This is a genomic window from Streptomyces sp. MBT65, assembly GCF_016612545.1.
Classification (GTDB): Bacteria; Actinomycetota; Actinomycetes; order Streptomycetales; family Streptomycetaceae; genus Streptomyces.
This window is the reverse complement of the sequence record NZ_JAENRY010000534.1, coordinates 1-3,431: the sequence shown is the minus strand read 5'-3', so window position 1 is coordinate 3,431 and position 3,431 is coordinate 1. Positions and strand designations below refer to the sequence as shown.

The following is a 3,431-nucleotide window of genomic DNA, read 5'->3' as shown; positions in this document are numbered from 1 at the left end:
ATCGTGGGTCTACCGGAAGTTGACTGTCAACTTCCGTCAGCGCAGCGGGAATTCATAAGGAGACCACGTGCCCGACCTGTCCTCCCGTGACCCGAACTGGTGGCGGCAAGCCGTCTTCTACCAGGTCTATCCGCGCAGTTTCGCCGACGCGGACGGCGACGGTCTCGGCGATCTCCGGGGCATCACCCAGCGCCTCGGTCACCTGGCCACGCTCGGCGTCGACGCCCTCTGGCTCAGCCCCTTCTACCCGTCCGAACTCGCCGACGGCGGCTACGACGTCGCCGACCACCGCGATGTCGACCCGCGCCTGGGCACCCTCGACGACTTCGACGCGATGGTCGCCGAGGCCCATCGGCTGGGCCTGAAGGTGATGGTCGACATCGTGCCCAACCACACCTCGCGGCTGCACAGTTGGTTCCAGGAGGCGCTGGCCGCAGGACCCGGTTCCCCGGCCCGCGACCGCTACGTCTTCCGCGACGGACGCGGCCCGGACGGCCAACTCCCGCCCACCGACTGGCCGTCGGTCTTCGGCGGCAGCGCGTGGAAGCAACTGCCCGACGGGCAGTGGTACTTGCACCTCTTCACACCCGAACAGCCCGACCTGAACTGGGACAACGAGGAGGTGCGGGCCGACTTCCGCAGCACGCTCCGCTTCTGGTCCGACCGGGGCGTCGACGGCTTCCGGGTCGACGTGGCCCACGCGCTGACCAAGGACCTCACCGAGCCACTGCGCGACATCGGCCCGCTCGCGGCGAATGCCGAGGCCGTCCTCGACTCGATCCCGCCCGGCAGCCACCCCTACTACGACCGCGACGAGGTCCACGCGATCTACCGTGACTGGCGCCGTACGGTCTTCGACACCTGCACCCCGCCCCGCATGGCGGTCGCCGAGGCCTGGGTCCCGGCCGCCCGCCGCGCCTTGTACGCCCGCCCCGACGAACTCGGCCAGGCCTTCAACTTCGAGTACCTGGAAGCTGGTTGGGACGCGGACGAACTGCGCGAGGTGATCACCGGCTCGCTCGCGACGGCCCACGCGGCAGGCGCGTCGGCCACCTGGGTGCTGTCCAACCACGACGTCGTACGACATGCCTCGCGCCTGATGCTCCCGCCGGGCACCGACCCCAGCACCTGGCTGCTCTCCGACGGCCGCACGCCGCCGGTCGACCCGGCGGCTGGCCTGCGCCGGGCCCGTGCCGCGACCCTGCTGATGCTGGCGCTGCCCGGTTCGTCGTACGTCTACCAGGGCGAGGAACTCGGACTGCCCGAGGTCGCCGACCTGCCCGTGGAGGTCCTCCAGGACCCCATCTGGGAACAACAGGGCCACACCCACAAGGGCCGGGACGGCTGCCGGGTGCCGCTGCCGTGGACCTCGACCGGTCCGTCGTACGGCTTCGGGGCGGGGCCCGCGTGGCTGCCGCAGCCGGAGAGCTTCGCGTCGTACGCCGTCGAGGCACAGGACGGGACCGAGGGCTCGACCCTGGAGCTCTACCGCACGGCGTTGCGGCTGCGCCGCAAGCTGCTCGAAGGGGAGTCGCTGACCTGGGCCCCGGACAGTCCGCCCGGAGTGCTTCAGTTCACGCGCTCCTCGGGCTGGCGGTGTGTCACCAACCTGTCGGACCGGCCGGTCGCCCTGCCGCCGGGAGAGGTGCTGCTGAGCAGCGAACCAGCGGCAGGGGATGGCGAGTTGGGGCCCGACACGACGGTATGGCTGGGGACGTAGGCGCGCTCGGTGGCGTGGCCCACTCACCCCACGGTCGGGGTCTGGCTGGCGCTGGGTGAGGCCTCGCCCGGCAGGACCGGCGGCTGGGTGGTGCTGTTCACCGGCGGGGTGAGCACCACCTCCGGCTGGCCGGCGGCCGGGGGCGGCGGGGTCAGGTCCACGGCCGGCAGCTTCGGCGGGGTCGTCTCCTGGAAGAGGACCTGGCTGAAGTTGACCAGTCCGGTGTCCTCCATCACGGTGATGTGGTCCAGCACCGTCGCGTTGGCCTGGTTGGCCAGGATCCGCACCAGGGTGTTCTCGGTCGTCCCGCGGATCTTCGCGATGGTGGCGAAGATCGAACCGTGGGTGACCCGCAGGATGTTGGCGAAGTCCGTGTCGAACTGCTTGCCGCTGTCCGCGGTCAGCGTGTTGATGAACCCCTGCTGCTGCGGGCTGGGCTGGTTCGGGATCGTGATGTTGAGCATGGGCGCGATCTTGCGGACCGTGGAGTCCAGCGCCGCGTGTCCGTCGATGAGGTGCTTGCTCGCGGTGATGACCGCCGGGCTCGCCCCCTTCTTCAGTCCTATCTGGCCGACGGGGTACTCCCACAGCCCTGCCGCGCGCACCTTGACCACGAAGTCGCGGTCGGCCTCGGTCAGCGGCCCCCACTGCGTGTTGGCGATCACGCGTGCGGGGGCGCTGGAGACCGTGTTGACGCCCAGCATTGCCGGATAGGCGAGTGCGACGAGGGTCAGGCTGAGGGCACCTCCCACAACCATGGTTCCCGTCGCGTTCCGCGAAAAGCGCACCGTACCTCCTGTGTCGTGGACCGCCCGTCGGCGGTACGGACAGTCATCAGTACGGATCGGGGGAGCGCGCGAAGTCTTTGGTTTTGGTAAAGCCGGAGTGGGGCGCGTCACAAGTGGGGGGTGGTACTTCCGGATACGTGGGGGTTGGAGCGGCCCCGGGGCCGGCACACTCCCGGCACCCACCTGGAGCAGCGCCAGGACCGTGGAGCCACGGCTCGGGCGTCGGCGGCGCTGCTCCTCGGTTCGTCGGCCTAGGCGTGCTGGCCGGGCTCGTAGCCGCCGGCGGGCATCGTGAGCATGACGTTCATGCGGTTGAAGCTGTTGATGAGGGCGATCAGCGAGACGAGTGCCATGAGCTGGTCCTCGTCGTAGTACTTGGCGGCGTTGGCCCACACCTCGTCCGACACCCCGCCGGCCGCGTCCGCGATCCGGGTCCCTTCCTCGGTCAGCTCCAGCGCGGCCCGCTCGGCGTCGGTGAACACCGTCGCCTCGCGCCACGCGGCGACGAGGTTGATCCGCAGCGAGGTCTCGCCCGCGGCGGCCGCGTCCTTGGTGTGCATGTCGGTGCAGAACCCGCATCCGTTGATCTGGCTCGCCCGGATCTTCACGAGCTCCTGAGTGACGGGGGGCAGCGACGATTCCTCGATGACCTTGCCCGCGGCGACGAAGTGCTTCAGGGCCTTGCCGGCGAGGGGGCTGGCGAAGGGGTTCAGTCGAGCACCCATGGTGGGCTCCTCTGTTCTGTCCTGGCTGGCGCTTACACAGCTCTGACGGAACGGGCCCCTACGAATGTGACAGCCCTGATTGTGAGCTGGCTCTCGTGGGGTGGTCGGGGGCGGGGGTGGGGGTGCGGCTGGTTCGACCCACTCTTTGCCCTCGGCTCCTCGTGATCTGTTCGTCGAAGAGGGTGACGAGTCGGAGGG

The 3,431-nt window shown here is 69.8% G+C and carries 3 protein-coding genes; 1 reads left to right on the top strand and 2 read right to left on the bottom strand.

Going from position 1 to position 3,431, the window contains the following annotated elements; translation table 11 throughout:
* Window positions 1–67: 67 nt before the first annotated feature.
* Window positions 68–1,720, top strand: a complete 1,653-nt coding sequence (locus JHN63_RS49845) for a glycoside hydrolase family 13 protein (protein WP_200691751.1) — start codon at window positions 68–70, stop codon at window positions 1,718–1,720.
* Between the two features lie 23 nt (window positions 1,721–1,743).
* Here the strand turns inward: JHN63_RS49845 and JHN63_RS49840 are convergent, their stop codons facing one another.
* Window positions 1,744–2,472, bottom strand: coding sequence for a DUF4142 domain-containing protein (locus JHN63_RS49840; protein ID WP_200691752.1), 729 nt, complete (start codon window positions 2,470–2,472; stop codon window positions 1,744–1,746).
* A 287-nt stretch (window positions 2,473–2,759) separates the two neighbouring features.
* On the bottom strand, window positions 2,760–3,233 hold the full coding sequence (locus tag JHN63_RS49835) for a carboxymuconolactone decarboxylase family protein (protein ID WP_200691750.1): 474 nt from the start codon (window positions 3,231–3,233) through the stop codon (window positions 2,760–2,762).
* Window positions 3,234–3,431: the final 198 nt, after the last annotated feature.

What these genes read in the sequence shown, in the direction of transcription:
- JHN63_RS49835 (WP_200691750.1), bottom strand. Translation starts at nt 3,233, where the DNA reads ATGGGTGCTCGACTGAACCCCTTCGCCAGCCCCCTCGCCGGCAAGGCC.